This window comes from Streptomyces sp. NPDC048297 (genome assembly GCF_043201585.1).
Taxonomy (GTDB): Bacteria; Actinomycetota; Actinomycetes; order Streptomycetales; family Streptomycetaceae; genus Streptomyces.
In genome coordinates this window covers 32,004-55,838 of sequence record NZ_JBICZA010000041.1, presented here as the reverse complement: position 1 = coordinate 55,838, position 23,835 = coordinate 32,004, and the positions used below count along the sequence as shown (strand labels likewise).

Sequence of the window (23,835 nt, the reverse complement as noted above, 5' to 3'; positions counted from 1 at the left end):
CACCCCCCAGGTCATCTCGGACAGGGGGACCAAGTCATGCCGGGCCCGGAGGCCAGCGGCCCCGTTGCGGAGCCGTGGAGAACATAACGGGGGCGGGACAGCGTGCCGACGATTGCGGCGAACGGCACCGCGGTTCCCCAGGAGCGCGCTTAGCCGCCGCTTAGCCGCCGCTTAGCCGCCGACGATCCGCAGACGGGGGGCGGGACGGCTAACCGAGCGATCGCGGCGAACGGCACCGCGGTTTCCCCAGGGGCGCGGGGAACTGCGCGACCAGCCCCCACTCACCCGCACACACAGGCGCACCCCGCACCCCACGACGGCCAAACCCGGCGGAGCCCACCGTGTTCATCTTCACGTCATCTTCTCTTACCGGATCCCTACCTCGGGCTAGGTCCCATACCCCCCAGTAGGTACGCTGCCATGCATGCGTGCACTTCTCGTGGTCAATCCGGCAGCTACCACCACCAGCGCACGCAGGCGTGACGTGCTCATCCACGCTCTGGCGAGCGAGATGAAGCTGGAGGTGGTCACCACCGAGTACCGCGGCCACGCACGCGACCTCGGCCGGCAGGCGGCGGAGAGCGACGACATAGACATGGTCGTGTCCCTCGGCGGCGACGGCACCGTCAACGAGATCGTCAACGGCCTCCTGCACGACGGCCCCGACCTGGAGCGGCTGCCCGGCCTCGCCGTGGTCCCCGGCGGCTCCACCAATGTCTTCGCGCGCGCCCTGGGCCTGCCCAACGATCCCGTCGAGGCCACCGGCGCCCTGCTGGACGCCCTGCGCGAGCGCCGCGAGCGTGTGGTCGGGCTGGGTCTCACCTCGGGCACGCCGGGCACCGAGGACGAGGCGGTGCCGAGCCGCTGGTTCACCTTCAACGCCGGACTGGGCTTCGACGCGGGTGTCGTCGGCAGGGTCGAGCAGCAGCGCGAGCGCGGCATGAAGTCGACGCACGGGCTGTACGTCCGTCAGGTCGTCCGGCAGTTCCTCGGCGAGCCGAACCGTCGGCACGGCACGATCACCCTCGAAAGGCCCGGCGCCGACCCGGTCAACGATCTTGTTGTCGCCATAGTCTCGAACACGTCCCCTTGGACGTATCTCGGCAATCGCCCGATGTACACATCACCTAAGGCGTCGTTCGATACAGGCATCGACGTACTCGGTCTGACCCGCCTTTCGACGGCCGCGGTTGCCCGGTATGGCACACAGTTGCTCACTTCGTCCCCCGAGCGCGGACCCCATGGAAAGCACGCGGTCTCCCTGCACGATCTGGACCGCTTCACCTTGCATTCGAAGGCTCCTCTGCCCCTTCAGATGGACGGCGACCACCTCGGAGTGCGTACGAGCGTGACGTTCACAGGCGTACGCCGTGCACTGCGTGTGATTGTGTGAGCGGAACGGGCCAAAGTCCTTTCACTCGAACGTTTAGGCCAGGGTCCACCCCATGGAAGTACGGCTGTGACCTAGTCGACACCGAGGAATCAAAAAAAACTTTCCGGAAGGGGTTGTATCCGCCGCTGAGGTTTGCGAGTCTCTACGTGGCGATCGGGACGGCCCGCAACACCGGCCTCCACAGATCACCGGAACCCCTCTTCACACCAAGGACCACGCCGGGGAAGACTCGGCGGTCGGCCCTTCACTTGTTGAGGGATTCGTGAAAGCGTTCACATTCACAAGCAACTTGCATGTAATACCAAGGAGAGGTAGCAGCCATGGACTGGCGTCACAACGCCGTTTGCCGCGAGGAAGACCCCGAGCTCTTCTTCCCCATCGGCAACACCGGTCCCGCGCTGCTGCAGATCGAGGAAGCCAAGGCCGTCTGCCGCCGCTGCCCGGTGATCGAGCAGTGCCTGCAGTGGGCGCTCGAGTCCGGTCAGGACTCCGGCGTCTGGGGTGGTCTCAGCGAGGACGAGCGCCGCGCCATGAAGCGTCGCGCCGCCCGCAACCGGGCTCGTCAGGCCTCCGCCTGACATCCCCACCCCTGCTGACAGCCTGAGCTTGGCGGCGCGTGCAGCACGCACGCATCTCCCGCCCCCGAGCCGCAGCGCGCAGTACCCCCGATGCGCATAGCTTCGAGCTTTAGCCCCGGACCACGAAGTGGCCCGGGGCTCAATGCTGTTCGGGGCGGGAACGGCGACACCGGCGCCGCCGGCGGCTACTCCTGGGCCCGCACCGGCGCCGCCCGCGGTTACTTCTGAGCCCGCACCGGAATGTCGAGGATCGCCCGGGTCCCCCGCTCCGGCGCCGGGACCATGTCGAAGGTGCCGCCCAACTCGCCCTCGACCAGCGTCCGTACGATCTGCAGGCCCAGGTTGCCCGCGGTCTTCGGGTCGAACCCCTCGGGCAGACCGACGCCGTCGTCCTGGACGGTGACGAGCAGGCGGGCCTCCTTGGCGGTGCCGCCGCGGACCGCGGAGACCTCGACCGTGCCGGTGTCACCCTCGCGGAAGCCGTGCTCCAGGGCGTTCTGCAGGATCTCGGTGAGGACCATCGACAGCGGCGTGGCGACCTCGGCGTCGAGGATCCCGAACCGCCCGCTGCGCCGACCGGTCACCTTGCCCGGCGAGATCTCGGCGACCATCGCGAGCACCCGGTCGGCGATGTCGTCGAACTCCACCCTTTCATCCAGGTTCTGAGACAGCGTCTCATGGACGATGGCGATCGAGCCGACCCTGCGCACGGCCTCCTCCAGGGCCTCCCGGCCGCGATCGGAGCCGATACGGCGGGCCTGCAGCCGCAGCAGCGCCGCGACCGTCTGGAGGTTGTTCTTCACCCGGTGGTGGATCTCCCGGATGGTCGCGTCCTTGGTGATCAACTCGCGTTCGCGGCGGCGCAGTTCCGTGACGTCCCGGCACAGCACCAGGGAACCGATGCGCGTCCCCTTGGGTTTGAGCGGGATGGCCCGGAACTGGATGACCCCGTCCTTCGCCTCGATCTCGAACTCGCGCGGGGCCCAGCCGCTGGCGACCTTGGCGAGCGCCTCGTCCACCGGGCCCCGGGACGGGGCGAGTTCGGCGGTGGTCCGCCCCAGGTGGTGGCCGACCAGGTCGGCGGCGAGGCCGAGGCGGTGGTAGGCGGACAGGGCGTTCGGGGAGGCGTACTGGACGATGCCGTCCGCGTCCAGCCGGATCAGGCCGTCGCCGACGCGTGGCGAGGCGTCCATGTCGACCTGCTGGTCGGGGAACGGAAACGATCCTGCCGCGATCATCTGCGCCAGGTCCGAGGCGCTCTGGAGGTAGGTCAGCTCCAGCCGGCTCGGGGTGCGGACGGTGAGCAGGTTGGTGTTGCGGGCGATGACGCCGAGGACGCGGCCCGCACGCCGTACGGGGATGGACTCGACCCGTACGGGGACCTCCTCACGCCACTCCGGGTCGCCCTCGCGCACGATCCGGCCCTCGTCGAGCGCCGCGTCCAGCATGGGCCGGCGGCCCCGCGGGACCAGGTGGCCGACCATGTCGTCCTGATAGGAGGTCGGGCCGGTGTTGGGGCGCATCTGGGCGACCGAGACGTACCGGGTGCCGTCGAGGGTGGGGACCCACAGGACCAGGTCGGCGAAGGAGAGGTCCGAGAGCAGCTGCCACTCGGAGACCAGCATGTGGAGCCACTCGAGGTCCGAGTCGCCGAGTGCGGTGTGCTGGCGTACCAGTTCGTTCATGGAGGGCACGTTGTGAGCGTACCCGGGGCGCCGCGGGGCCGAAAAACACCCGCGGGCCGCGGCGCCTGGGAGGGACCCTCAACCCTCCCGGCACCGCAGCCCGGAGCATCATCGGCCGTGGGGTGTGCGGTCCCGGTCGGCCGAAGGTCGAGGACCCGGGGCAGTCAGGGCAGAGAGCTCCGGTTCCTCGGTCCGCCTTCCTGTGCGGGGAAGACGGAGGCTTTTCAGCTGTGCGCCCCTGCGGAGGCGACCTCCGCACCGGCGTCCTGCACTGCGCGCCACTGTCCTGAACATTGTGGACTAGACCACGAAGGCGTGTCCATGGATGTGCGGACATGCGTTAACGGCTGTTGACACGCGGTGCCACGCAGCCTAGCCCGCCCGGGTCAGTTGCGGGGCCAGATATCCATGACAATTTCCGCGAGTGCCTCCAGTTCCTCCCGGAACGCCGTGAGCGCCCCGTCCAGCGCGGTGGCACGATCGAAGGGGCGGGGGCGGGACGGCCACGGCCGCGGGAGGTGGTGGCCTGCTCGTTCGCCTCCACACCGGTCACCATCGCCTGGCATTTCGTAGCGATCCCTAGATAAATAGCGGCAGTGCCGCCGAAAGGCCTTTTTCCCAGGCTCCTTCGGGGTCCCGCTCTGCTAGATTGGTCTAAACCACATAGCGAGTTCTTCCGAGCCCCTCCCCGATCTCCAGCCCTCTTCAGAACGGCAGGCCCAGCGTGGAAGTTGTCATCGTTCCGGACGCCGCGGCGGGCGGCGAACTGATCGCCGAGGCCATGGCCCAGCTGCTGCGGCGCAAGCCCGACGCCGTGCTCGGTGTGGCCACCGGCTCGACACCGCTGCCCATCTACCAGGCGCTGACCGCCAAGGTCCGCTCCGGTGCCGTGGACGTCTCGCGGGCGCGGATCGCCCAGCTCGACGAATACGTGGGCCTGCCCGCCGAGCACCCCGAGTCCTACCGCTCGGTGCTGCACCGGGAGGTGCTGGAGCCGCTCGGGATAGGCATGGACGCGTTCATGGGCCCGGACGGCACGGCCGAGGACGTCCAGGCGGCCTGCGAGGCCTACGACCGTGCGCTCGGCGAGGCCGGCGGCGTGGACCTCCAGCTGCTCGGCATCGGTACCGACGGACACATCGGCTTCAACGAGCCCTGCTCCTCGCTCGCCTCGCGCACCCGGATCAAGACGCTGACCGAGCAGACCCGCGTCGACAACGCGCGCTTCTTCGACGGCGACATCGAGCAGGTGCCGCACCACGTCATCACCCAGGGCATCGGCACCATCCTGGAGGCCCGGCACCTGGTGCTGCTCGCGACCGGCGAGGGCAAGGCCGACGCGGTCGCCGCGACCGTCGAGGGCCCGGTGGCGGCCGTCTGCCCCGCCTCCGCGCTCCAACTGCACCCGCACGCCACGGTGGTCGTCGACGAGGCCGCCGCGTCCAAGCTGAAGCTGGCGGAGTACTTCCGGCACACGTACGCGAACAAGCCGGGGTGGCAGGGAATCTAGGGGGCGTCGTCCGCCGGTTTCTGTTCGCTTCGGAGGCGGGCCGTGTGTGGTCGCTCGCGCGGTTCCCCGCGCTCCTGGGGTGCGAAAGGCGCTGGTCACTCGAAAGTGACCAGCGCCTTTCGCGCCGTACGGCCTCCTACACCCCCGCGATGACCTCCGCCGCGGCCTGGCCGCACACGCGGGCCGCGCCGTAGGTGGCCAGGTGCAGGGCGCCGCGGGCGGGGGCCTGGGGGACGCCCATCTCGACCACGACCGTGTCGGGGCGGGCCGCGAGCAGGGTGTCGAGGGCCGCGGACATCCACGGGTGGCGGTGCTCGTCGCGGACCACGGCGACGATACGGCGCTTCCCCGCCGCCGCCAGCGCGTCCGGGCCCGCCGTCTCCCCGGCGAAGCCGCCGGTGCCGGTGCCGGGCAGCAGGCGGGCGAGTTCGGCGGCGACGCCCCACGGGGTCTCGTCGCCGACGGCGATGTTGGCGACGGGCGCGAAGGAGGCGACGTACGGCGCCTCGGTGAGCGGCGTGAAGGACGCGCCGCCCGTCACCCTGAGGGCGCGGCGGGCGGCCCGCAGTCCGACCTCGGTGTCGGGGGCGGTTGCCGCGCCTGCCGCACCGGCGGTCCAGGAGGCCAGCTCGCGCACCCGGCGGGCCGCGTCGGCGAGCCGTTCCTCGGGCAGTTCGCCGGAGCGCACCGCCGCCACCAGGGCGTCCCGCAGCCGCCGTACCGTCTCGTCGTCCGCGAGGCCGCCGCCCACGCAGATCGCGTCGGCGCCGGCGGCTATGGCGAGGACGCTGCCGCGCTCGATGCCGTAGGTGTCGGCGATGGCGCGCATCTCCATGCCGTCGGTGACGATCAGGCCGTCGTAGCCGAGTTCGCCGCGCAGCAGGCCGGTGAGGATGCGCGGGGAGAGGGTCGCCGGCCGGTCCGGGTCGAGGGCCGGTACGACGATGTGGGCGCTCATCACGGCCCGGCTGCCGGCGGCGATGGCCGCGCGGAAGGGGGCCAGGTCGCGGGCGTCCAGGAGATCGGCGGCGGCGTCGATGCGGGGCAGCGCGTGGTGGGAGTCGACGGCGGTGTCGCCGTGTCCGGGGAAGTGCTTGGTGCAGGCGGCGACCCCGGCCGACTGGAGGCCGGTGACGTAGGCGGCGGTGTGCCGGGCGACCAGGCCGGGGTCGGCGCCGAAGGAGCGGACCCCGATGACCGGGTTGGCGGGGTTGGAGTTGACGTCGGCGGAGGGGGCCCAGTTGAGGTTGACCCCGCAGGCCGCGAGGCGGCGGCCGAGTTCACGGGCCACGGCGCGGGTCAGCTCGGTGTCGTCGACCGCGCCGAGGGCGTGGTTGCCGGGGAAGCTGGAGCCGCCGCGCACCTCCAGGCGCGTGACGTCACCGCCCTCTTCGTCTATCGCGACCAGGACATCGTCGCGTTCCGCACGCAACTGCGCTGTCAGTGCCGCGAGTTGTTCGGGGGTGGCGATGTTACGGCCGAACAGGCCCACGGAGGCCAGGCCTTCGCCGAGGCGGCGCAGCAGCCAGTCGGGGGCGGTGGTGCCGGTGAAGCCGGGCTGGAGGACGGTGAGGGCGTCGCGTGCCGGGCCGTCCTTCTCCGGATTGAACGCAGCGGTGCCGCCGGCGAGTGTCGTCATCGGGTGGCGTCATCCCTTCACGGCGCCGGCGGTCAGACCCGCGGCCATCTTGCGCTGGACGAGGAGGAACAGGGCCACGATCGGCACGGCCATCATCGTGGCGCCGGCCATCATCGGGGCGTACTCGGTTCCGTGCTTGGTGGTGAAGTTGCCGAGCCAGACGGTCGCCGTCTGGTGCTCCTGGCTGAGCAGCATGAGGGCGTACAGGTACTCGTTCCAGGCCTGGATGAAGCCGTAGACCGAGGTGGCGACCAGGCCGGGGGCCAGCAGCGGGAAGACGACGCGGACGAAGGCGCCGGTCTGGGAGCAGCCGTCGACCATCGCGGCCTCCTCCAGCTCCCGGGGGATGTTGACGATGAAGCCGCGCAGCGTCCACACCGTGAAGGGGAGGATGAAGGTCAGGTACGTGATGATCAGGCCGGAGAGCTTGTCGTACTGGTTCAGGTCGTTCAGCAGCAGGAAGACCGGGATGATCATGGCGACCAGCGGGACCATCTGCACCGCGAGGATGCCGACGATCACGACCTTGCGGCCACGGAAGGCGAACCGGGAGATGGCGAGCGCGGCCAGCATGCCGACGACGATGGCGATCGCCACGACGGACAGCGACACGATCAGGCTGCGGCCGACCGGGCCCCAGAAGTCGGCGATGTCCAGCGCGCGGCGGAAGTTGTCGAGGGTCAGCCCGGTCGGCAGCAGGCTCGGGTCCGGGTCGATGGCGTCCTTGGCCGGCTTGAACGCGGTGTTCAGCATCCAGTAGACGGGGAAGCCGGCGATCACGAAGACGAGGAGCCCGAGGAGGTTCCAGCCGAGCTTCGGGAACCGGCGGCGTCCCGCGGGGGCGCCCGCGCCGCTCGCACTTCTCTTGGCGCTCACGCCGCTGCTCGTACCGCTCACGCTGCTGCTGCTCGTACCGCTCACGCTGCTCATGCCGCTCATGCCGTTCACTCGACGTCTCCGATCTTCAGCATCTGCCGCATGTAGACGGCGACCACCGCGAGCAGCAGGAGGACGGTGATGAGAGCGATCGCCGAGCCCTGCGCGTAGTCGTTGATCTCGAAGGCCCGTTTGTAGGAGTAGGTGGTCAGCAGTTGGAAGTCGTCCTCCGGGTGGCCGCCCCGCATCACGAAGACCTGGGGGAAGACGCCCATGTCCCAGATGACCGAGAGGGTCGTGAGCATCACGACGATCGGCTTGAGGATGGGCAGGGTGACGTACCGGAAGACGCCCCAGGCGCCGGCGCCGTCGAGGCGGGCCGCCTCCTGGAGTTCCCTGGGGACCTGGGTGAGGCCGGCGCTGAGGGTGATGACCACGAAGGGGACCGCGCCCCAGACCACCAGCAGCATGATCACGGCGAGGCCCTCGGGGCCGCTCGCGAACCAGTTGTGGCCGATCAGGTCGACGCCGGGCAGCTTGCTGACGAGGGCGTTGAGGATGCCGTAGTCGGCGTCGAAGAGCCACTTGAAGACGGTGGTGGCGACGATGACGGGCATGCCCCAGCTGGCCACCAGCGCGATGTTGATCAGGGTCTTCACCCAGCCGGAGACGCGCTGCAGCAGCAGGGCCACCAGCATGCCGAGGACCATCGTGAGAATCACCGAGCCGGCCGCGAAGACGATCGTGCGCAGCACGACCTGCCAGAACTCGCTGTCGCCCAGCACGCTGGAGAAGTTGTCGAACCCGGCGGACTCGGCCGGCTTGAAGCCCCACAGCTGGGACTGCCCGAACGTCTGGAACGACAGGGTGACCAGGCGGACCAGCGGATAGCCCATGACCAGGGCGAGGACGAGCAGACAGGGGGCGAGCAGCAGCCAGGGGACGCTCGCGCCGCCGGCTCTGCCCGCTTTGCGTGGCCGGTCGGGGGCGCCCGGTGGCGGTGCCTGCCGCGGTGGCGGCACCTTGGCAGGGGTGGTCGTGTCTGCGGCACTCATCGCGCGCTCCTCAGCGGTCCCTCGGGTCGTACGAGAAGCGGGGCCCCGTGAGTGAACAGGGCCCCGCGCTCAGGTCACTTGGTGTTGATGACCTTGTCGATCGCGGTGTCCGCGTCCTTCGCGGCGTCCTCGACCGACTTCTTGCCGGTGCCGATGTTCTGCAGCATGGTCTGCAGGACCTGGGCCTTCTCGACCTGGCCCCAGCCGGGGGCCATCGGGACGAACCAGTTGGACTCGGCGGCGGTGGCCGGGACGACGGTCGCCGGGTCGCTCTTGAGGGTGGCGAGGTCGGTCTTGTTGTTGGGCAGATTGCCCTTGGCCATCAGGCCCTTCTGGCCCTCGGGGCCGGTGAAGGCGTTGATCCACTCGGCGGCGACGCCCTGCGCCTTGGACTTCACCGGGACGGCGAGGTCGGAACCGCCGAGGAAGACCGGCATGTTCTTGCCGGAGGGACCGGGCAGGACGAAGTTCTCGAGGTTGTCCTTGAGCTTGCCGGTCTTGTCGTTCTTCGGGTCGGCGGCGGTCGCGCCCTCCCAGGCGGCGGCGAACATCAGGTCGGACTTGCCCTGGCCGTAGACGATGTAGCGGTCCGACTCGTCCTTGGTCTTGTCACCGTGCATGTACGTGTCGATGACCGTCTTCCACGCGTTGAGGCCCTTGAGGGACTCGGGCGAGGAAAGGCTCGCCTTCCACTGGCCGCCCTCCTCCTTGGCGATGGAGCCGCCGGCGTCGTAGACGAAGGACATGGCCGCGTACCAGTCGCGGGTGGGCTGGTACCAGGCGTTGAACGTGGCGCCCTGCTTCTTCTGGATCTTGTCCAGGTCGGCGGTGAGTTCGGCGTAGGTCTTCGGGGCCGCCTTGATGCCGGAGGCGGCGGCGATGTCCTTGCGCCAGGTGCCGACGCGGCCACCGGCGTAGTAGGGCACGCCGTACGTCTGGCCCTGGTAGGTGACGGAGGCCTTGAGGCCGTCGAGCCAGGCGGCGGAGTTGTCGAACTTGGCCGGGTCGACGGGGGCGAAGGCACCCTTGACCATGTAGCCGAGCATCTCCGTGTTGCCCATCTCGACGACGTCGGGGGCCTTGTCGGTGGCGAGGACGGCGTCCAGCTTGGTGTTCTTGTCCGGCCAGCCGTAGTACTCGTGCTTGATCTTGATGCCGGGGTGCGCCTTCTGCACGGCGGCGTCGGCGGACTTCACCAGGTTGGGCCAGTTGTTCTGGGCGTCGACGGTGAGCCAGACGGTCAGCTCCTTGGCGTCCGCCCCCGCCTTGTCGTCCTTCTTGTCACTGCCGCACGCCGCGATGGAGACGACCATGCCCGCGATACCGATCGCGGCTACCAGCTTGCGCTTCACGCCACCCTCCTCAGGGTTCCCACACACCCCCCTGCCTCCCCGCACGAGCGTTGGGGCCGGGACCTGGACCAATGGTGTAGACCAGTACGGGGAGCTTGGACCAGGCCAAGAAGCCTGTCAAGGCTGTCGGAACGGCCTCCGACCAGCCGTTATGTGACCTACATATGCAGGAACCTTTAAGTAAGAACCCCTCGAAAACCTGGACCCCGGACGGCACAATTCCGGTAGACCAATCGTCAGGTGGACTAGACCAACAATGCCGACGACGGTATACAGAGGGGATCACGCAGCGTGCGGCGGACCTGCCGATACGCTGCCGTGCCACGATGTGAGCCGCATCCGGAGCCGGGAAGGCAGACCATGAGCACCGACGCCAGCAGGGCGGAGAACGAGACCGGCGCGACCGTCCGTACCGCGCGCGTGCCCAAGTACTACCGCCTGAAGAAGCACCTCCTGGACATGACGCAGACGCAGGCGCCCGGCACGCCGGTGCCGCCCGAGCGCACGCTGGCCGCGGAGTTCGACACCTCGCGCACCACCGTCCGGCAGGCCCTGCAGGAACTGGTCGTCGAGGGTCGGCTCGAACGCATCCAGGGCAAGGGCACCTTCGTCGCCAAGCCGAAGGTCTCCCAGGCGCTGCAACTGACCTCCTACACCGAGGACATGCGCGCCCAGGGCCTGGAGCCGACCTCGCAGCTGCTGGACATCGGCTACATCACCGCCGACGACCGGCTCGCCGAACTCCTCGACATCACGGCCGGCGGACGCGTGCTGCGCATCGAGCGGCTGCGGATGGCCAACAACGAGCCGATGGCCATCGAGACCACCCACCTGTCCGCCAAGCGCTTCCCGGCCCTGCGCCGCTCGCTGGTGAAGTACACGTCCCTGTACACCGCGCTCGCCGAGGTCTACGACGTCCATCTCGCCGAGGCCGAGGAGACCATCGAGACCTCCCTGGCCACCCCGCGCGAGGCCGGCCTGCTCGGCACCGACGTCGGCCTGCCGATGCTGATGCTCTCCCGCCACTCCGTGGACCGCGAGGGCAGGCCGGTGGAGTGGGTGCGCTCGGTCTACCGGGGGGACCGGTACAAGTTCGTCGCCCGCCTGAAGCGGCCGATGGACTGACGTGAGCCCGGCATCCGGACCGACGTGAACCGGCGTCCGGACCGACGTGAACCGGCATCCGGACCGACGTGAACCGGCATCCGGACCGACGTGAACCTGCGTCCCGACCGACGTGAACCGGCATCCGGACCGACGTGAACCGGCGTCCCGACCGACGTGAACCGGCGTCCCGACCGACGTGAACCGGCGTCCCGACCGACGTGAACCGGCATCCGGACCGACGTGAACCGGCGTCCGGACCGACGTGAACCGGCGTCCGGACCGACGTGATCCGGCTTCTGGACCGACGTGATCCGGCTTCTTCACACGGTGCGCACCGAATCGACATGCCGATACCCGGACGAGGTCTTCCGCTTCCGCGACGCCGTCACCTAGATTGCCTGCGCATTACACAGGTGAGCACCGAGGGGACGGAGCCGTGGGATGTCAGAAACGCCTGAAGTGAGACCACTGGTGGTGACACCGGTGCGCGTCGTCATCGCCCTGTGTCTCGTCGCGCCGTTCGTGGCGATGCTGTGGGTCGGCTCGTACGCGAAGACGGATCCGACGTTCATCGGGATCCCGTTCTTCTACTGGTACCAGATGCTGTGGGTGCCGATCTCGACCGCCCTCACCATGGTGGCCTACCAGCTGTGGCAGCGTGACCAGCGCGGCCGCAGGGCCGCCCGGGACGGGGGTGCGGCGCGGTGAAGGACGGCGTCAACGGCGTCGCGCTCGGCGTCTTCATCTTCTTCTTCCTGGCCGTCACGGTCATGGGCTTCCTCGCCGCCCGCTGGCGCAGGCCCGCCGACGAGCACTCCCTGGACGAGTGGGGGCTCGGCGGCCGGTCCTTCGGCACCTGGATCACCTGGTTCCTGCTCGGCGGCGACCTGTACACGGCGTACACGTTCGTCGCCGTCCCGGCGGCGATCTACGCGGCGGGCGCGGCCGGTTTCTTCGCGGTGCCGTACACGATCCTGGTCTACCCGCTGATCTTCACCTTCCTGCCGCGCCTGTGGTCGGTCTCGCACCGCCACGGGTACGTCACGACCTCCGACTTCGTGCGCGGCCGGTTCGGTTCGAAGGGCCTGTCGCTGGCGGTGGCCGTCACCGGCATCCTCGCGACGATGCCGTACATCGCGCTCCAGCTCGTCGGCATCCAGGCCGTGCTGGACGTGATGGGCGTCGGCGGCGGGGAGAGCACCAACTGGTTCGTGAAGGACCTGCCGCTGCTCATCGCCTTCGGTGTCCTCGCGGCCTACACCTACTCCTCGGGTCTGCGCGCCCCGGCCCTGATCGCGTTCGTGAAGGACACGCTGATCTACATCGTCATCGCGGTGGCGATCATCTACATCCCGATCAAGCTGGGCGGCTTCGACGACGTCTTCGCCAAGGCCGGTCACGCGTTCAGCCAGGTCAACCCGGCCACCGGCAAGCCGCGTGGCGCGCTCGCCCCGCCGGAGGCCGGCCAGTGGACGTACGCCACGCTGGCACTCGGCTCGGCGCTCGCGCTGTTCATGTACCCGCACTCGATCACCGCGACCCTGTCGTCCCGCAGCCGTGAGGTGATCCGCCGCAACACCACGATCCTGCCGCTGTACTCGCTCATGCTCGGCCTGCTGGCCCTGCTGGGCTTCATGGCGATCGCGGCCGGCGTGAACGTCGCCAACGGCCAGCTGGCGATCCCGCAGTTGTTCGAGAACATGTTCCCGGACTGGTTCGCGGGCGTGGCCTTCGCGGCCATCGGCATCGGCGCCCTGGTCCCCGCTGCGATCATGTCCATCGCGGCGGCGAACCTTTTCACCCGCAACATCTACAAGGACTTCATCAAGCCGGACGCCACGCCGAAGCAGGAGGCCCAGGTCTCCAAGTTCGTGTCGCTGCTGGTGAAGGTCGGCGCCCTGGTCTTCGTCCTGACCATGGACAAGACGGTCGCGATCAACTTCCAGCTGCTGGGCGGCATCTGGATCCTGCAGACCTTCCCGGCGCTGGTCGGCGGTCTGTTCACCCGCTGGTTCCACCGCTGGGCCCTGCTCGCCGGCTGGGCGGTCGGCATGATCTACGGCACGGTCGCCGCGTACGGCGTCGCCTCCCCGACCCAGGCGCACTTCGGCGGCTCGGCGAAGGACATCCCGGGCATCGGCGAGATCGGCTACATCGGCCTCACGGCGTTCGTCCTGAACGCCGTCGTCACCGTGGTCCTCACCTTCGTCCTGAAGGCCGTGAAGGCCCCCGAGGGCATCGACGAGACCGTCCCCGGGGACTACACGGCGGACGCGGGGAACGCGGGCGTGCAGGCAAAGCTGCCTGCGGGCGCCGGCAACTGAGCGGACCGTCCCAGCGGGCCGCCGAAAGCACGTGCTTCGGCGGCCCGTTGTCGTCCACACTCGCTCCATGGACACCGTCATCCGTGCCGCCGCACCGGCCGAGTACGAGTCCCTCGGCGAGATCACGGCCGAGGCCTACCTCCAGGACGGCCTCCTGGACTTCGGCGCGAGCGACTCCTACCTCCACGAACTCCGGAACGTGGCCAAGAGAGCCGCCGCGGCGGACGTCCTCGTGGCCGTCCGTGACGGAGTGCTCCTCGGAGGCGTCACCTTCGTCCCCTCCGGCGGCCCCATGGCCGACATCGCCCGCCCGGGCGAGGCCGAGATCCGCATGCTCGCGGTCGGCCACGCGGGCCGCGGCCGGGGCGCCGGGGAGGCCCTCGTGCGCGCCTGCGTCGAGCGCGCCCGGACCACCCCCGGCTGCTCGGGCATCGTGCTGTCGACCCAGCGCACCATGCACGCGGCCCACCGCATCTACCGGCGCCTGGGCTTCGTCCGCGCTCCCGAGCGCGACTGGAACCCGGTACCGGAACTCGCCGACATCACCCTGCTCACCTACGCGTTGACGCTCTGAAGCCACCGCGACACACAACAGACACAACATCTGGGGGTGCCACGACAACCCGGCACTAGATGTATGCTCATCCTCGCTGTCGTCGCAGGGGAATCCGGTGCAAATCCGGAACTGTCCCGCAACGGTGTACTTGTGCGTATCCGCGTACAGGAGTCAGTCCGAGGACCTGTCGGCAGCGCGTACCCGGCCGTCCCGGCCCGGGTGCCTTTCCGACGTCCGGGCCTCGTGGAATGGGCTGGTGGACGCCACGCGTGCGTGCTCGTGGCTGCCCCCTGTCCTCCGCAAGGCCCCGTGCCGAGCGAGGGAGAGCCCCACGTGACCATCGCGCCAGCCGCCCCGGCTTCTGCGACCCCGGCGACCGAGGCCCCGGTGGAGGCCGACGGTCCTGGTGCCGCGCTGCTGCGGACCCTGACCGAGCTGACCGCCGACCTGCCCGACGCCGACCCCGGCCGGGTCGCCGCCGCCGCGCTGCGGGGCCGGTCCGCGCGGGCGGACTCCGACGTCGCTGCGGAACTGCGCGAGCTGGCCACGGAAGCCGCCGCCGGCCTGATCTCCGAGGACCCCGCGTACTCGCGGCTGGCCGCCCGCCTGCTGACCCTCACGATCCGCGCCGAGGCCGCCTCGCAGGGCGTGACGTCCTTCACCGAGTCGGTGGCCGTGGGGCACCGCGAGGGCCTCGTCGCCGACCGCACCGCCGCGTTCGTGGCTCAGCACGCCGAGCGCCTGGACGCGCTGGTCGACAAGGGCGCCGACGACCGCTTCGGCTACTTCGGCCTGCGCACCCTGCACAGCCGCTACCTGCTGCGCCACCCGATCACGCGCCAGGTGATCGAGACGCCCCAGCACTTCATGCTGCGGGTGGCGAGCGGGCTCGCCGAGGACGACACCGCGCGCGCCCTCGACGAAGTCGCCGCGCTGTACGGCCTGATGAGCCGCCTCGACTACCTGCCCTCCTCCCCCACGCTCTTCAACTCCGGTACGCGGCACCCCCAGATGTCGTCCTGCTACCTCCTCGACTCCCCGCTGGACGAGCTGGACTCCATCTACGACCGCTACCACCAGGTCGCCCGGCTCTCGAAGCACGCCGGCGGCATCGGTCTGTCGTACTCCCGTATCCGGGCGCGCGGTTCGCTGATCCGGGGCACCAACGGGCACTCCAACGGGATCGTCCCGTTCCTGAAGACGCTGGACGCCTCGGTGGCCGCCGTGAACCAGGGCGGCCGGCGCAAGGGCGCTGCGGCGGTGTACCTGGAGACCTGGCACTCCGACATCGAGGAGTTCCTGGAGCTGCGCGACAACACCGGTGAGGACGCCCGGCGTACGCACAACCTGAACCTCGCGCACTGGATCCCGGACGAGTTCATGCGCCGGGTGGGCTCCGACGGGCAGTGGTCGCTGTTCTCCCCGGCGGACGTGCCCGAGCTGGTCGACCTGTGGGGCGAGGAGTTCGACGCGGCCTACCGCAAGGCGGAGGAGGCCGGGCTCGCGAAGAAGACCATGGCGGCCCGCGACCTGTACGGCCGCATGATGCGCACCCTCGCGCAGACCGGCAACGGCTGGCTGACCTTCAAGGACGCCGCCAACCGCACCGCCAACCAGACGGCGCTGCCGGGCCACGTCGTCCACTCCTCCAACCTCTGCACGGAGATCCTGGAGGTCACCGACGACGGCGAGACGGCGGTCTGCAACCTGGGCTCGGTGAACCTGGGTGCCTTCGTCGACACGGCGGCCGGCGACATCGACTGGGAGCGGCTGGACGAGACGGTCCGCACCGCCGTGACCTTCCTCGACCGCGTCGTGGACATCAACTTCTACCCGACCGAGCAGGCGGGCCGCTCCAACGCCAAGTGGCGTCCCGTGGGCCTCGGTGCGATGGGTCTGCAGGACGTCTTCTTCAAGCTGCGCGTGCCCTTCGACTCCGCCGAGGCCAAGGCCCTGTCCACGCGGATCGCCGAGCGCGTCATGCTCGCCGCGTACGAGGCCTCCGCCGACCTCGCCGAGCACAGCGGCCCGCTGCCGGCCTGGGAGAAGACCCGTACGGCCCAGGGTGTGCTGCACCCCGACCACTACGGCGTGGAGCTGACCTGGCCCGAGCGCTGGGCGGCGCTGCGGACGCGGATCGCCGCCGTGGGCATGCGCAACTCCCTGCTGCTGGCGATCGCGCCGACGGCCACCATCGCCTCCATCGCGGGCGTGTACGAGTGCATCGAGCCGCAGGTGTCCAACCTGTTCAAGCGCGAGACGCTGTCCGGCGAGTTCCTCCAGGTCAACTCGTACCTGGTGCAGGACCTCAAGGAGCTGGGCGTGTGGGACGCGCAGACCCGGGACGCGCTGCGTGATTCCAACGGCTCGGTGCAGGGCTTCACCTGGGTGCCCCAGGAGATCCGCGACCTGTACCGCACGGCGTGGGAGATCCCGCAGCGCGGCCTGATCGACATGGCGGCGGCGCGGACCCCGTTCCTGGACCAGGCGCAGTCGCTGAACCTCTTCATGGAGACGCCGACCATCGGCAAGCTCTCCTCGATGTACGCGTACGCGTGGAAGTCGGGGCTGAAGACGACGTACTACCTGCGCTCGCGTCCGGCGACCCGTATCGCCCGCGCCGCCCAGGCGCAGCCCACCATCCCCGTGCAGCAGGTCGCCGACCCCGAGGCCGTCGCCTGCTCCCTGGAAAACCCCGAGTCCTGCGAGGCCTGCCAGTAATGTCCACCCGACCCCAGAACCTGCTCGACCCGGGCTTCGAGCTGACGCTGCGTCCCATGCGCTACCCCGACTTCTACGAGCGCTACCGGGACGCCATCAAGAACACCTGGACCGTGGAGGAGGTCGACCTCCACTCGGACGTCGCCGACCTCGCGAGGATGTCCCCGGAGGAGCAGCACCTCATCGGCCGGCTGGTGGCCTTCTTCGCGACGGGTGACTCGATCGTCGCGAACAACCTGGTGCTGACGCTGTACAAGCACATCAACTCCCCCGAGGCGCGGCTCTACCTGAGCCGGCAGCTGTTCGAGGAGGCCGTGCACGTCCAGTTCTATCTGACGCTGCTGGACACCTACCTGCCCGACCCGGACGACCGCGCGGCGGCCTTCGACGCGGTGGAGAACATCCCCTCCATCCGCGAGAAGGCCGGGTTCTGCTTCAAGTGGATCAACGAGGTCGAGAAGCTGGACCGCCTGGAGTCCAAGGCCGACCGCCGGCGCTTCCTGCTGAACCTCATCTGCTTCGCCGCGTGCATCGAGGGCCTGTTCTTCTACGGCGCCTTCGCGTACGTCTACTGGTTCCGCAGCCGGGGTCTGCTGCACGGTCTGGCCACCGGCACCAACTGGGTGTTCCGCGACGAGACGATGCACATGTCGTTCGCCTTCGACGTGGTCGACACCGTCCGCAAGGAGGAGCCGGAACTCTTCGACGACGAGCTCGGCCAGCAGGTCACCGACATGCTGCGGGAGGCCGTCGAGGCCGAGCTGCAGTTCGCGCGCGACCTGTGCGGTGACGGCCTGCCCGGCATGAACACCGAGTCGATGCGGCAGTACCTGGAGTGCGTCGCCGACCAGCGTCTGACGCGGCTCGGCTTCGCCCCGGTGTACGGCTCGGAGAACCCGTTCTCCTTCATGGAGCTGCAGGGTGTTCAGGAGCTGACGAACTTCTTCGAGCGCCGCCCGTCGGCGTACCAGGTCGCGGTGGAGGGCACCGTCGACCTGGACGAGGACTTCTGAGCCGGACCGCCTTTCCCGGCCCTGGAGACCTTCCCGGTCTCCAGGGCCTCCCTGGTTCCCGGGGTCTTCCTGGTTCCCGGGGTCTTCCTGGTTCCCGGGGTCTTCCCGGTCTCCTGGGCCTCCCTGAGCTGCCGGTCGACGCGCCTGTCGCGCACGATGCCGAACACGGACGGGAGGACCAGGAGGACCAGGATCCCGAGGGTCGCGAGCATTCCGATGAGGCCTTCGATCTGGTTTCCGTTCATGGACACCACTGTCCTGCTTGACGCTCCTTACCGTGAGTGGCAGGACTGCCTTGCACCCTCGAATTGCTGCCACTTGTGAGGCACACTGGCGGCATGCTGACGAACGTGGCCGTCCCCCTGCTCGACGGAGTGCACCCCTTCGAGCTGGGGGTCCTGTGCGAGGTGTTCGGGCTCGACCGCAGCGACGAGGGGCTGCCGGTCTACGACTTCGCCGTGGTCTCCGCCGAGGGCCCGTCGCTGGGCACCCATGTCGGCGGGCTCACCGTGTCGACGCCGTACGGACTCGACCGGCTGGAGGACGCCGACCTGATCGCGGTCCCGGCCTCGGACGCGAACGTCGACCGGGAGTACCCGCCCCAGCTGCTCGCCGCCCTTCGCCGGGCGGTGGACCGGGGCGCCCGGGTGCTGAGCGTCTGCTCGGGCGTCTTCGTGCTGGGTGCCGCCGGACTGCTCGACGGGCGCAGCTGCGCCGCGCACTGGCGCCACGCGGACCTGCTCGCCCGCCGCTTCCCGCGCACCCGGGTCCAGCCGGACGTCCTCTACGTCGACGAGGACCCGGTGATCACCTCGGCGGGCACGGCGGCCGGCATCGACGCCTGTCTGCACATCGTGCGCAAGGAGCAGGGCCCCGAGGTCGCCAACAAGATCGCCCGGCGCATGGTCGTACCGCCGCACCGGGACGGCGGGCAGGCGCAGTACATCGAGCGACCGCTGCCCAAGGACACCTGCGACACGGTCGGCGAGGTGCTGGCCTGGATGGAACAGCACCTCGACCGGGAGGTCACCGTCGAGCAGCTCGCCGCCCGCGCCCATATGGCACCGCGCACCTTCGCCCGCCGCTTCCAGCAGGAGACGGGGACCACGCCGTACCGCTGGATCCTGCGGCAACGGGTGCTGCTGGCCCAGGAGTTGCTGGAGGGGAGCGACGAGACGATGGACGCGATCGCCGACCGCACCGGGTTCGGCACGGCGGCCGCGCTGCGCCACCAGTTCGTCCGCGCGCTGGGCACGACCCCGAACGCCTACCGGCGCGCGTTCCGGGGCCCGCAGGCCGCCTGAACGCGCGCCGGTATCAGGACTCTCTCCCTCCGTCGCTCAGTGCGTCGCTCTGTGCGTCGCCGGCTGCGTCGCTGCGTGTGTCACTCCGTGCGTCGCCGCGTCCGTCGCTCGGTGCGTCACCACAGCACGGGCCTCAGCAGCAGGTCGTGCGGCCGGAGCGTGATGCCCACGCGCGTGGTGTCGTTCGACCCGCTGACCTGCTCGAAGCGGTACTTCGCCGAGATCGCCGCGGTGATCAGGGTCAGCTGGGTCATGGAGAAGTGGTCGCTGGGGCACTTGCGGTTGCCCACGCTGAACGGGCTCATCGCGTACTTCGGCACGTCCTTGGCCCGTTCCGGCAGCCACCGGTCGGGGTCGAAGTCGAGATTCCGCTCGTAGGAGTGCGGGTCCCGCTGAATGGCGAAGGGGCTGTAGACGATGTCCGCCCCGGCCGGAATGCGATAGCCGCCCAGCTCGGTTTCGGCCACCGCGCGCCGCGTCAATATCCATACGGCGGGCCGCAGTCGCATCGCCTCCACGACCACATTGTTGGTGTGCGTGAGCCTGCGTACGTGCTCGAATCCGACCGGCTCGCCTCCGGTCACCGATTCGACCTCGGCCCGCACCTTCTCGGCGTGACCCGGATGTTCGGCGAGGACCTGGAGCAGCCACATGATCGTGGACGCGACTGTTTCACTGCCGGGGGTCAGGATCGCAACGACCTGATCGTGGATCTCCTGTTCCGAGATGGGGTCGCCATTGTCGTCCTTCGCCTCCAGCAATGCCGTCAGCAAATCGTCCGGCTTTTGACCGGATGCCCTCCGCTCGGCGACGATCTCGTCGACCAGCAGGTGCAGATCGGCCAGTGCCCGGTTGAATTCGCGGTTGGCCGGGAACGGCAGCCGGTACAGCGGCCCGAGCGGCACGACCATACGGCGGTACATCCCGCGGAAGACGGTGGCCAGGTCGATACTCAGCCGTTCCGCGCGCTCGTCCATGTACTCGCCGCGCAGCAGGCAGCGGGCGGCGATGCGCACCGCGACGCGGAACGACTCCGAGGTGCACTCGACGGTCTGTCCGGGCTGCCAGCGCTCGGTGAGCGCGTGCGCCTCCTCCTCCATGATCGGCCCGTAGCCCGGGATGGCGTCCAGCCGGAACGCGGGCTGGATGGTGCGCCGCTGGCGGCGGTGCCGGGGGCCGTTGGCGGTGGCCACGCCCTCCTTGCCGAGCAGGCCCTCGAGGGACTCCCACAGGGGCCCGTCGATCTTGTAGTCGGGGTTGAGCGCGAGGGCGCCGGTGAGCGCCGGCGCGGTGACGGCGTACACCGTCTTGGGGCCGAGCTTGAGGCGTACGACGTCACCGTGCTCACGCAGCCCGGACATGAACGCGAGCGGGTCGCGGACGAGTTTCAGGCCGTGCCCGAGCACGGGTACGGCGCCGCCGGCGAGAGGCGGTTCGCGCAGCCCGGACGCCTCGGGCGTCACGGGCTTCACAGACTCCAGGGTCATCACTCACCTGCCGCTTCGTTGTTGACGTACGGGGGTGTGGACCGGTCGTCCCAGCTGTCGACCATGTACCGGCCGGACTCGTGATGGAACCAGTAGACGGAGCTGAACCAGTTCCGCATATTGCCCACGCAGGCACGCACGGCGCCGCCGAGTTCCTTTCCGTGGACGGTGCCGTCGTCGAGTCCGTCGGCTAACCTCAGCGCGTCCCGCTCGGCGTCGATGAATTCGGTGACGCATTCCTCGACGCGTCGCCTGACCTCCCGCACCGCTTCTTCGAGCGTCAGCCCCTCATACGTGATGAGACTGATTCCGAGATTGTGCACCTCGTCGCCCGCTATTTCCTTGGGAAGTGAGCAGAGGTCGTTGTACCAGGCGGCGAATTCCTGACTCAGCAGCGCCGGACGGCGATAGGCCGGGTTCTTCCTCACGGCGTCCGGGAGTTCACACCCGGCGCTCGGTTCGAGCAGGTCCGTCCATATCCAGTGGGCGAAGGTGAGCCGGCGCAGGGCGAGGTATTCCGCGACGCCGGGCACGTATCCCTCGGTCCGGTTGCGGAACTCCCTGTCATATGCCTCGATCACCGCGTGGAAGTGGCGGGCGAACCGCTGGTTCCAGGAGTGCGGCAGGAACCCGTTGAACCGCAGCACACAGTCGGCGAAGCCCGCGACCACGGGGTCCGGGTGGTGCAGATGATGCCTGGGCGCATCGAGAGCCGCGTGCAGCCGGTGCCGCAGCCGCCGCCAGTCACCGGCCCGGCCGTGGACGATGTCCCGGTCGTGGCGGTCGTCCCAGACGAAGAACCAGGCACTGTAGTCCGCTATGGCCTGCATGACCTCGTCCGGGGCACCGAGGTAGTACCCCGCCATCAGGTCCGTGTAGCAAAGGCCATCGGCATATTCCCGGACCTTGTCCGCCGGCATGAGCCGTTTTTCCAGCAGCCACTGGCGCGTGTTCTTCTGAACCTTCGGCCAATACGGGTGGAGTTGCCGGGGAAACTCTGCCTCGATCACCGGGAGTGCGAGGGACGGCGGTACAACCACCGCCGTCGACGATGTGGAGCCGTGTGAGAAAGCGTGCACGAACAGTCCCCTCTCAGCCGACAGGAGCGCACACCCTTCCCTGCCGTCGTGCCGGGCGTGCGCCGTTGCGTATCCCCGCACTTCCCATTCAGCACCACAACTGACCGCCAGGGGAACGGATTTGCTTCATTCACCACCCCTCATGCCGGGAACCTTACGACCGTCACACGAACGACGCCCGGCCGGGAGTGATCCCGGCCGGGCGTCGAAAGGAGGCGTCGTCGCTGCTCAGTCGTTGGCGACCACGGGGTAGCGCGGCTCGTTCTCGGCCATCTGCCGCAGCGCGTCCTTGCGGTCGCGCTTGGACAGGCGGTCGATGTAGAGGTAGCCGTACAGGTGGTCGGTCTCGTGCTGCAGACAGCGGGCGAAGTAGCCGGTGCCGCGGACCTTGACCGGGTTGCCCTTCTCGTCCTGGCCGGTCACCTCGGCGTAGTCGGGGCGCGCGAGCGGCGCGTACGCCGTCGGCACGGACAGGCAGCCCTCGTTGCTCTCGTCCAGGTGGCGCCGGTCGGCGGGCAGGTCGACCAGCTTGGGGTTGCAGACCACGCCGACGTGCCGGGTGCCCTCGTCGTCCTGGCAGTCGTAGACGAAGACCTTCAGGTCGACGCCGATCTGGTTGGCGGCCAGGCCCACGCCCTCGGCGGTGCGCTGGCTGGCGAACATGTCCGCGACCAGCTGCTCCAGCTCCGCGCCGAACTCGGTGACGTCCTTGCACTCCTTGTGCAGCACCGGGTTGCCGACGACCGTGATCGCCCGCGAGGTGCCGCGCTCACGCCAGTCCTGCTCGCGCTTCTCGCAGTCCTCCGTGTCGACGACGTACCCCTCGTCGTCGACGGGGAGCACGCCCGCGTGCTGCTGATCGGTGTCCTGCTGCGCCATGACCGACGTACGCCTTCCTGCGACCAAGAAAATCCTGCGGGTACAGAGTAAGGGGCCGAGCCCCCTCAAGGGGCGCGGGGAACTGCGCGACCGGCCACAGCGGACCCGGCCTCAGCGGACCCGCACCCGGCGACCGGCCTCAGCAGACCCGGACCCAGCGGACCCGCACCCGGCAGGCGGCACCCGGCAGCCGGCCTCAGCAGACCTCTTCGAGATCCCGCCAGTCCCTGGAGTCCGGGCTGTCCGCGACCCACCCGTCCAGCAACCCCCGTACCAGCGAAGCCGGCGCCGCCACCCCGCACTCACGCTCGGGCACCCACAACTGCCCGTCCGTCCGGTGCCCCAGTGGTCCGGGATGACCGGGCTCACTGTGGTCGTGCGGATCCAGATGGATGCCCTCCCCCTCGTCCGACGGCATCCGCGACTCCGAGCACATCCGGCACAGCAGCCGCACCGAGGAGGACCAGTCCTCCGCGGCGAACCCCGCGTCGGCGGCCAGTTGCTCCAGCGCGTCCCGGTCCGCCTCGGTGGCCGCCTCCAGCAGGACCACCCAGGTGGGCACGGGCGAGGGCGCCCACAGCTCGATCTCGTCGAAGACCGGGTAGGAGTGCCCGGCGGACGTCGTCCGCTCGCCGTGCGGGACGCCGTCGTGCAGCACGACCTCGCCCCAGCGCCGCCCGGACGAGGGCAGCGGGATGGACAGCACCTCGATGCGCGCCGGGTCCAGCCTGCGGCCCCACACGACCTCGGCCTCGCCCTCCGGGGACAGCCGCACGGCCGCGCTGCCCAGTTCCATGCCGAGCGGCTCGGCGGTGGCGGTGGAGCCTCCCCCGGGCTTCGGCCGGGCCGCGCCGCCGGGCACCTTGAGTCCGTAGGCCTGCCAGGCGCGACGGGCCAGCGGCCAGTCCTGCAGGGCGGTCGCGGCGATGCCGACGTTCCACCAGTCCGGGGCGCCGGTCGCCTTGTCGAGGAGGGCCACCGCGCGCAGTCCGGCGGCGCGGGCCTGCTCCCAGTCGTGCCGGAACTTGTGCAGCAGGGCGAGGTTGAACCAGGACTCGGACAGCCAGGGTTCCAGGTCGGCGGCGCGGGTCAGCAGTTCGCCCGCGTCCTCGTAGCGACCGTCACCGATGAGTGTGAACGCGCGGTCGGTCGCCTGCCGCCAGGAGGCGGAGGGCCGGTGCCGTCCCTTGCCGAAGATACTCACGATTCCCGCCTGCCAGTTCCAGTTCACAGTGGGCTGGCCTGTGCCCCCGGACACCCTCTCCCTCGCATCCAAC

20 protein-coding genes and 1 riboswitch are annotated in these 23,835 nt (G+C 69.6%); of the genes, 10 read left to right on the top strand and 10 right to left on the bottom strand.

Features of this window, described 5'->3' with window-relative positions; all coding sequences use genetic code 11:
* Positions 1–424 precede the first annotated feature (424 nt).
* A complete protein-coding gene (locus ACGFYV_RS32775) occupies positions 425–1,393 on the top strand; it encodes a diacylglycerol/lipid kinase family protein (RefSeq protein ID WP_393882149.1) in 969 nt (322 codons plus the stop codon).
* Between the two features lie 320 nt (positions 1,394–1,713).
* Positions 1,714–1,971 carry a WhiB family transcriptional regulator gene (locus tag ACGFYV_RS32770; protein ID WP_003992873.1) on the top strand — a complete coding sequence of 86 codons (258 nt, stop codon included), beginning with the start codon at positions 1,714–1,716 and terminating at the stop codon, positions 1,969–1,971.
* Between the two features lie 218 nt (positions 1,972–2,189).
* Here the strand turns inward: ACGFYV_RS32770 and ACGFYV_RS32765 are convergent, their stop codons facing one another.
* On the bottom strand, positions 2,190–3,656 hold the full coding sequence (locus tag ACGFYV_RS32765) for a sensor histidine kinase (protein ID WP_393882154.1): 1,467 nt from the start codon (positions 3,654–3,656) through the stop codon (positions 2,190–2,192).
* A 724-nt stretch (positions 3,657–4,380) separates the two neighbouring features.
* Between ACGFYV_RS32765 and nagB the strand changes: the two genes are divergently transcribed.
* Positions 4,381–5,166, top strand: a complete 786-nt coding sequence (nagB, locus tag ACGFYV_RS32760) for a glucosamine-6-phosphate deaminase (protein ID WP_393882148.1) — start codon at positions 4,381–4,383, stop codon at positions 5,164–5,166.
* A 136-nt stretch (positions 5,167–5,302) separates the two neighbouring features.
* On the opposite strand, the gene ACGFYV_RS32755 is transcribed toward nagB, so the two are convergent.
* From ACGFYV_RS32755 to ACGFYV_RS32740, 4 genes are all read right to left on the bottom strand, one after another.
* A complete protein-coding gene (locus ACGFYV_RS32755) occupies positions 5,303–6,805 on the bottom strand; it encodes a glycoside hydrolase family 3 protein (protein ID WP_393882147.1) in 1,503 nt (500 codons plus the stop codon).
* A 9-nt stretch (positions 6,806–6,814) separates the two neighbouring features.
* A complete protein-coding gene (locus ACGFYV_RS32750; RefSeq protein ID WP_393882146.1) occupies positions 6,815–7,744 on the bottom strand; it encodes a carbohydrate ABC transporter permease in 930 nt (309 codons plus the stop codon).
* A 5-nt stretch (positions 7,745–7,749) separates the two neighbouring features.
* The gene (locus tag ACGFYV_RS32745; protein ID WP_393882145.1) at positions 7,750–8,736 is read right to left on the bottom strand and encodes a carbohydrate ABC transporter permease; all 987 of its coding nucleotides are present in this window, start codon (positions 8,734–8,736) and stop codon (positions 7,750–7,752) included.
* A 74-nt stretch (positions 8,737–8,810) separates the two neighbouring features.
* Positions 8,811–10,088, bottom strand: coding sequence for an extracellular solute-binding protein (locus ACGFYV_RS32740; protein WP_393882144.1), 1,278 nt, complete (start codon positions 10,086–10,088; stop codon positions 8,811–8,813).
* A 360-nt stretch (positions 10,089–10,448) separates the two neighbouring features.
* On the opposite strand from ACGFYV_RS32740, the gene ACGFYV_RS32735 reads away from it, so the two are divergent.
* From ACGFYV_RS32735 to ACGFYV_RS32710, 6 genes are all read left to right on the top strand, one after another.
* Positions 10,449–11,213: a GntR family transcriptional regulator gene (locus ACGFYV_RS32735; protein ID WP_393882143.1), complete on the top strand. Its 765-nt coding sequence runs from the start codon at positions 10,449–10,451 to the stop codon at positions 11,211–11,213.
* A 423-nt stretch (positions 11,214–11,636) separates the two neighbouring features.
* Positions 11,637–11,903 carry a DUF3311 domain-containing protein gene (locus ACGFYV_RS32730; RefSeq protein ID WP_393882142.1) on the top strand — a complete coding sequence of 89 codons (267 nt, stop codon included), beginning with the start codon at positions 11,637–11,639 and terminating at the stop codon, positions 11,901–11,903.
* Complete coding sequence (gene mctP / locus ACGFYV_RS32725) at positions 11,900–13,519, top strand: monocarboxylate uptake permease MctP (RefSeq protein ID WP_393882141.1); 1,620 nt, start codon at positions 11,900–11,902, stop codon at positions 13,517–13,519. The genes ACGFYV_RS32730 and mctP overlap by 4 nt, the downstream gene beginning before the upstream one ends.
* A gap of 67 nt (positions 13,520–13,586) precedes the next feature.
* Positions 13,587–14,093 (top strand): GNAT family N-acetyltransferase, encoded by a 507-nt coding sequence (locus ACGFYV_RS32720; protein ID WP_393882140.1) that lies wholly within the window; start codon positions 13,587–13,589, stop codon positions 14,091–14,093.
* Positions 14,094–14,143: 50 nt separating this feature from the next.
* Positions 14,144–14,282: riboswitch (cobalamin riboswitch) on the top strand.
* Between the two features lie 126 nt (positions 14,283–14,408).
* The gene (locus ACGFYV_RS32715) at positions 14,409–16,796 is read left to right on the top strand and encodes a ribonucleoside-diphosphate reductase subunit alpha (protein WP_393882139.1); all 2,388 of its coding nucleotides are present in this window, start codon (positions 14,409–14,411) and stop codon (positions 16,794–16,796) included.
* Positions 16,796–17,809: a ribonucleotide-diphosphate reductase subunit beta gene (locus ACGFYV_RS32710; protein ID WP_393882138.1), complete on the top strand. Its 1,014-nt coding sequence runs from the start codon at positions 16,796–16,798 to the stop codon at positions 17,807–17,809. The genes ACGFYV_RS32715 and ACGFYV_RS32710 overlap by 1 nt, the downstream gene beginning before the upstream one ends.
* Here the strand turns inward: ACGFYV_RS32710 and ACGFYV_RS32705 are convergent.
* A complete protein-coding gene (locus ACGFYV_RS32705) occupies positions 17,722–18,054 on the bottom strand; it encodes a hypothetical protein (protein WP_393882137.1) in 333 nt (110 codons plus the stop codon). The genes ACGFYV_RS32710 and ACGFYV_RS32705 overlap by 88 nt on opposite strands.
* A 93-nt stretch (positions 18,055–18,147) precedes the next feature.
* Between ACGFYV_RS32705 and ACGFYV_RS32700 the strand changes: the two genes are divergently transcribed.
* Positions 18,148–19,113, top strand: coding sequence for a helix-turn-helix domain-containing protein (locus ACGFYV_RS32700; protein WP_393882136.1), 966 nt, complete (start codon positions 18,148–18,150; stop codon positions 19,111–19,113).
* A 116-nt stretch (positions 19,114–19,229) separates the two neighbouring features.
* Here ACGFYV_RS32700 and ACGFYV_RS32695 read toward each other — a convergent pair whose 3' ends face one another.
* The 4 genes from ACGFYV_RS32695 to ACGFYV_RS32680 all read right to left on the bottom strand — a co-directional run bounded on the left by ACGFYV_RS32695 (position 19,230) and on the right by ACGFYV_RS32680 (position 23,762).
* Positions 19,230–20,600, bottom strand: a complete 1,371-nt coding sequence (locus tag ACGFYV_RS32695; protein ID WP_393882135.1) for a cytochrome P450 — start codon at positions 20,598–20,600, stop codon at positions 19,230–19,232.
* Complete coding sequence (gene cyc1, locus ACGFYV_RS32690) at positions 20,600–21,679, bottom strand: epi-isozizaene synthase (RefSeq protein WP_393882153.1); 1,080 nt, start codon at positions 21,677–21,679, stop codon at positions 20,600–20,602. Before cyc1 ends, ACGFYV_RS32695 begins: the two co-directional genes overlap by 1 nt.
* Before the next feature lie 228 nt (positions 21,680–21,907).
* Complete coding sequence (gene def / locus ACGFYV_RS32685) at positions 21,908–22,558, bottom strand: peptide deformylase (RefSeq protein WP_393882134.1); 651 nt, start codon at positions 22,556–22,558, stop codon at positions 21,908–21,910.
* A gap of 196 nt (positions 22,559–22,754) precedes the next feature.
* On the bottom strand, positions 22,755–23,762 hold the full coding sequence (locus tag ACGFYV_RS32680; protein ID WP_393882133.1) for a tetratricopeptide repeat protein: 1,008 nt from the start codon (positions 23,760–23,762) through the stop codon (positions 22,755–22,757).
* Positions 23,763–23,835 lie beyond the last annotated feature (73 nt).